The 6,000-nt window shown below is 42.4% G+C and carries 3 protein-coding genes; all 3 read left to right on the top strand.

Features of this window, described 5'->3' with window-relative positions; genetic code table 11:
- Positions 1-327 precede the first annotated feature (327 nt).
- The 3 genes from HMPREF9072_RS02935 to HMPREF9072_RS02925 are packed head-to-tail and all read left to right on the top strand — an operon-like array spanning position 328 to position 5,799.
- Positions 328-3,408, top strand: a complete 3,081-nt coding sequence (locus HMPREF9072_RS02935) for a TonB-dependent receptor (protein ID WP_009410455.1) — start codon at positions 328-330, stop codon at positions 3,406-3,408.
- Between the two features lie 12 nt (positions 3,409-3,420).
- On the top strand, positions 3,421-5,298 hold the full coding sequence (locus tag HMPREF9072_RS02930) for a RagB/SusD family nutrient uptake outer membrane protein (protein ID WP_009410454.1): 1,878 nt from the start codon (positions 3,421-3,423) through the stop codon (positions 5,296-5,298).
- 21 nt (positions 5,299-5,319) lie between these two features.
- The gene (locus HMPREF9072_RS02925; protein WP_009410453.1) at positions 5,320-5,799 is read left to right on the top strand and encodes a hypothetical protein; all 480 of its coding nucleotides are present in this window, start codon (positions 5,320-5,322) and stop codon (positions 5,797-5,799) included.
- Positions 5,800-6,000: the final 201 nt, after the last annotated feature.

The following is a 6,000-nucleotide window of genomic DNA, read 5'->3' as shown; positions in this document are numbered from 1 at the left end:
CCCAGCTGTCGCTGGCTACCTTCAAAGGGGGAATATAGCGACGGGAAAGTCGAGGGTAATGTGGTGAAAACCTCGTCGATGAGGTGACGGTAAGGCGAACCTAATATGGGGGTATAGCGACGGGAAAAAGGATTTTTGGTAGTGGTTGTTTTTAGATAAATAAGAAGAAAAGCGTTCGTATAATTGCTTATAAATGAACAATAAGGAAAGAATAGAGAAAGTTTTCGTAAAAATATTTGGTAAAAAACTTGTGCGTGTTAAAAAAGTGTTATACTTTTGTAGCGTTGAAATTTTCCTGATTTAGTTAACCAAAATTTTTCTTGTTATATGAACAAATGCATTTATTGTTTGTTACTGCTTGTGCTGGTCTTCTGTACACAAGTAGGTAGGGCTCAAATAAAGGTAACCGGTGTTGTTACCGATGAGCATAAAAGTCCACTGCCTGGAGTAAGTGTACTGATAAAAGGGACTACTCACGGGGTAGCAACGGACTTTGACGGTAATTACAGCATTGATGTACCTAATAATGCTGTATTGGAGTTTAGTTCAGTAGGTTACGAAACACAGACTAAGAAAGTAGCCGTAAATGGGGGGGGTAAATCCCTTACAATCAACGCTTTACTAAAATCTCAAGTACAAGAGTTGGGCGATGTGGTGGTGGTAGGTTATACCACATCTACTAAAAGATCTCTTGTTTCTGCAGTATCTTCTGTTAAGACAGAGGAGTTAAAAGAAATTCCTGTAACTAATATCACGCAAGGATTGGCAGGGCGTTCACCAGGGTTGATAGTGAAAGGCTCGGCTGGGCTTGACAACCGCAGTACGATTTCTATTCGCGGGGGAGGTACGCCATTGGTAGTAATTGATGGCATTATACGCGATTACGACGATTTTGTAAATCTGCTTCCCGAGGACATCGCATCTATTTCGGTATTGAAAGACGCTTCGGCGACGGCGGTGTATGGAGCGCGTGCTGCTAATGGTATTTTGCAAGTGACCACTATGCGTGGTAAAGAGGGGATCACTACCATTGAGTACAATCACTCTGTAACCATTTCACAGCCTTCGTTTCTTCCTAAACGCTTAGATGCCTATCAGTGGGCGGTGCAAAACAATATCGCTAAACAGAACGACAATTTGCCCATTACCTATACCGATGACAAATTGCAAAAGATTTTAGACGGTAGCGACCAGCTGAATTACCCCAATACCGATTGGCAAAAACTTATCTTAAAAGAATTTGCACAGCAATATCGACACAATTTGCAAATAACAGGAGGTAAAGAACACAACAAGTATTTGGCTTCGTTAGGTTATTTGCATAAAGGTTCACTCTACCGCAGTGGTACGCACCATATGGAGACGATTAACTTCCGTGTGAACCAAGAGTTCGACATACCCGGTACGGGACTTTCAGGTAATACTTCTATCGACGGTTATTTAAAAGAAAACGAACACCCTTATTCATCGACTGCAAGTGGCTATTACCAAGTGTTTAGCCATACCTTGGTAAACCACAATCCGCTGACTCCTGCGGTGAATAAATACGGACTTCCTTATGTAAACACTACCGATAACCCTGTAGCCGAGACTTCGAGAGATGCAGGGTATTCACGCCAAAACTACAAACATATTAACGGACAGATAGGCTTGCAATGGGCATTGCCTTGGGTAAGCGGTTTGAAAGTGAGAGGTAACTTCAACTATCGTTATATGAGCTCAGAAGATAAGTCTTGGCGTAAAGATGCTAAACAGTACGACTGGGATAGCACTACGCCCGCAGCTGTAGCCAAACCGCAACTCAACAAATCGGTTGGCAATGCATATACGTATACTTATCAAGCTTTTGCTGAGTACGTTAAGGATTTTAACAAGCACGGCATTTCAGCTCTTGCGGGTTATGAAGCCTCTTATGGTTTTAACAATAACCTATGGCATAAGCGAATTAACTACAATTTTCCTATCGACCAATTTAATCCAGGGCCTAAAGAAGGTATGGACGGAGGCGGTGGAGAGAGCGAAAACGGTAGAGCTGGTGTTGTGGGACAAGTGAAATACAATTATGCCAAACGCTATTTTGTGGAAGGCAGTATGCGCCACGATGCGTCAGACCTCTTTCCTAAGGATAGGCGTTGGGGTACCTTCTTCTCAGGTTCATTCGGCTGGATACTCTCGGATGAGGTGTTTATGAAAACGCTTAAAGAGCGCCATATTTTCGACTTGCTTAAACTACGCGGTTCTTATGGAGAAGTGGGTTTGGACAGTGGTGTAGGGCGTTTTGCTTATTTGCCCTCTTATAACCTGAATAATACAAGTTATGTGATTGACGGCAAGTTTTATCAAGGTTTTTCGGAAGGCGATATTCCTTCGTCCGATATTACGTGGTATACCACCAAACAAACCGACATAGGTTTTGATTTTGAGTCGCTCAGCAATCGCTTGTACGGTTCGTTTGACTACTTTTTCTACAAAACTACTGGTTATCTTACCGCACCAGACCCATTGGAAGTAGGGTATACCGCCCCTCTTGGAAAGTCGTTACCTAAAGTACTCTCTAACAAAGAACACCGTCGTGCGGGTTACGAAGTGCAATTGGGTTGGAAAGACAACATAGGCGAACTGAAATACAGTGTTTCGGTGAACACTACTTTCTTTGACCAATTATGGGCTAATAACCCTGATGAGAGCTTAGAAAACCGTAAAAATCCGTATTTGCGTACCACTCAACAAGTAGGTTACTACGGTACAGGTTATCGCACCTTGGGGTATTACCAAGACGCTAACGATGTGTACAACAATCCTAAGCGCGTGAACTCACATCACTTAACAGGAGGAGACATCAAATACGAAGACTTCAACGGAGACGGTAAGATTGATGGAGCTGATTTTGCACGTATCGGTAAAAACGGTTTCCCACGAGCTAACTATGGAATCAATTTAGGAGTGAGCTATAAAGCTTTTTCGTTTAATATGCTTTTACAAGGGGCTACACGTTTTGATATTTATTTAGGTAGTACTATTTTGGGACAAAGTGCTAATGCGGGTACTACGCCTTTCTACGAGTTCCAATTGGATTACTGGCGCCCCGACAATACAGGAGCTAAGTTTCCACGATTAGTATCCTCGCATTCAGTAAACGGCAATAATAACGTGGCAAGTAGTGACCATTGGCTCATCAATGGGGCTTATTTGCGATTGAAAGACTTTTCAATTTCTTATGATTTGAAGAAAGCCGCTTTGAAGGACTACAAGTGGATATACGCTATGAAGCTTACCCTTAGCGGACAAAATGTATTTACTATTTCGGAAGCCACTAAGTACGGTATGGATCCTGAAATAGTGAACAGTGATTTCTTTGGATATCCTAATGAGCGAATGTTTTCATTAGGTTTAAATGTCGCACTATAAAAACAAGAGTATATGAAAAAATATATCGAATATATCAGTATAGCGGTAGTTCTAACAGGGCTCACTGCTTGTAATGAACTTGATACCAAACCATTTGAGAGTTATGACGACGAGACGGTTTGGGGCAGTAAAGAGTCGGCTGAGTCGTTTGTAATCAACTCTTATAACGGCACTATTACCAACTTTACGGGTTATGCTTATTCAGAAAGTATTACGCCTAATGGTATCCACAGCGATTTAAACAACTTAGATGCGTTTCCTGTGGAGCGATTTGATAGATTTACAGGTTCGGCACAAGGGCTTGATGACTTTTTTGCCAATTTGCGCGAGTGCAATATGATCATAGAGAAAGCTCCTACTGAGGCGTTAAAAGCCGAAGGTTATTTGCTGAGAGGGGTATTGTTTTTCCACCAAACACGTTGGCAAGGACGTTTTGTACCCATTTTAAGGGTGCTCAACACCAAAGACAAAGAGGCTTTTAGGACACTCTACACCAAAAATCCTACCGAGAGCTACAAATATATAATGGACGATTTGACCAAAGCCACCCAAGGAATGCCAGAGACTTCGGCACCAGGGAGAGCCAACAAGTACGCAGCTCACGCTTTTAGAAGCCGTGCTGCCTTGCAAGCCTACGCTTATACCAAAGACGCTCATTATTTAGATATCGCTATTGAATCGGCAAAAGCAGTGATTAACTCAGGCAAATACGCCCTTACTTCGGCAGAAAACTTCGGCAATATGTTTGTAGAGGCAGGCAAGTATGACAAGGAGATTATCTTAGCTCATTATCGCTTGAGCCTTAATACAACGGTAGGTAATTTTAACGAGATGATAAGAGTTGTACCGAACATCAACAATAACGAAGTAAAATTTGTAGGCGGTAAAGAATTTGCCGATGCCAAAGGACGTTCGTTTGAAGGTTGGGCAAGTTACTTCCCTACACAAGATTTAATAGACCAATATTTGGTGGTAGACCAAGCAGACCACACGGCTAAACCTTGGTATGAAACTTCACAGTTCCTCAACAATGTGGAAAACGGAGATATTTCATCGCTTACTGAAGGCGCTTTAAACACCGTACGGCACAATGTACCTGAGGCTGCCGATTTAGGAACCAATGCCAAAGGAAATATCATCACCCGTTACGGGAAGATAAAAAGTAGTGCCACAGAGACTAACATCAGCAAGCTAATGTATCAGCACCGCGATGCCCGTTTCTATCAAACCGTTGTATACGACCAAAGTAATTGGCTAAAAGAAGAGGTGGAAACCAATATTTGCGGTAACCTATGGGCAGGAGTGCGTGAAGGGCAATCGGACTCTTGGTATACTACCGCTTCGGGGTACTACTGGCGCAAAGCTGTGGTGCAAGTTGAACCCCGCGTGTACGTAAGCAATAATACAGATTACCATTTTGTAATAGCGCGATTGGGTGAAATGTATATGAACTTGGCAGAAGCCTATTTGCTAAAAGGTGATGTGACACAAGCGGTTACCGCTCTTAACAGAACACGCGTAACCCACGGAAACTTACCTGCTTCGACAGCAGCCACCTTAGCCGATGCTTGGAAAGATTACATACGCGAACGCCGTGTGGAAATGGCTTACGAAGGTGACCTATACTGGAGTTTCTTGCGCTGGGGACAATACGGAGGCGATGCTAATGACGGAGCCGCAGCAGGAGCAGTGATAAACGCACTTAACACCCCTGTGCACAAAATACAAATCACCAAAGACCGCAAGCAGTTTATGGTAGCCCAAATTACCCGCAACGGGGCGTGGGAACGCACTTTTACTACTAAACGCTACTTGATGCCTATCCCACAAGGTACTTTAGACCAGCGCTCGGCAAGTGGTATAAACGACGCACAAAACCCAGGTTGGTAATAACTTAAAAACGAAAGAAAAATGAAAAGATATATATTATATGCACTTTTTGCTATCTTAGCGATAGGCTTTAACAGTTGTTTGAAAAGCAATTTGGAAGAGTTGCCTGCCTTTGAAGAAAATGATGTTACCAATGTAGACAGAGTGGAATATCGGTTTATCAGCGATGAAATATCGAAGGCAAGTAACCAAAAGATTGTGAAATTCATCAATTTAACAGTGAACAAGAAGGAGATTAACAAGACCGATAAAACTGTAAAAATAGAAGTAACAGTACCTGCTGCCAATAGCGATTTCCCGATCGTGGAAAGAGATAAAGTAAGCAAAGCTAATCTCACTGTTATTCTATCGGTTTCCACCGCTGCTCGTGTATTCCCGATAGGCGATGCACCGCGATTGGGTACTCCAGGAGACTGGACGAACCCACATAAATACAAGATTGAGGCAGCTAATGGCAATACCGCTGAGTGGACAGTAGAAGTAACAAACGTTACTAAGTAACTTGGTTATTAAATTTTTATAAGGAAAATCGCTACACAGGTTGTAGCGATTTTTCTATATAGTCGTAGCACGAAAGACAATTTAATTAGCAGATTTGGAAATTAGCAAATGAGAACTGGTGGGACGAGGTAGAACTGGGGTGAGATAGAAGAAACGAGGAATAAATGACGAGTGTTAAATTTGGGGATTTGGGAATTAGTT

Origin of the sequence: Capnocytophaga sp. oral taxon 324 str. F0483, assembly GCF_000318315.2 — a bacterium.
In the GTDB taxonomy this organism is placed as follows: domain Bacteria; phylum Bacteroidota; class Bacteroidia; order Flavobacteriales; family Flavobacteriaceae; genus Capnocytophaga; species Capnocytophaga ochracea.
This window is presented reverse-complemented; position numbering and strand designations above follow the sequence as displayed.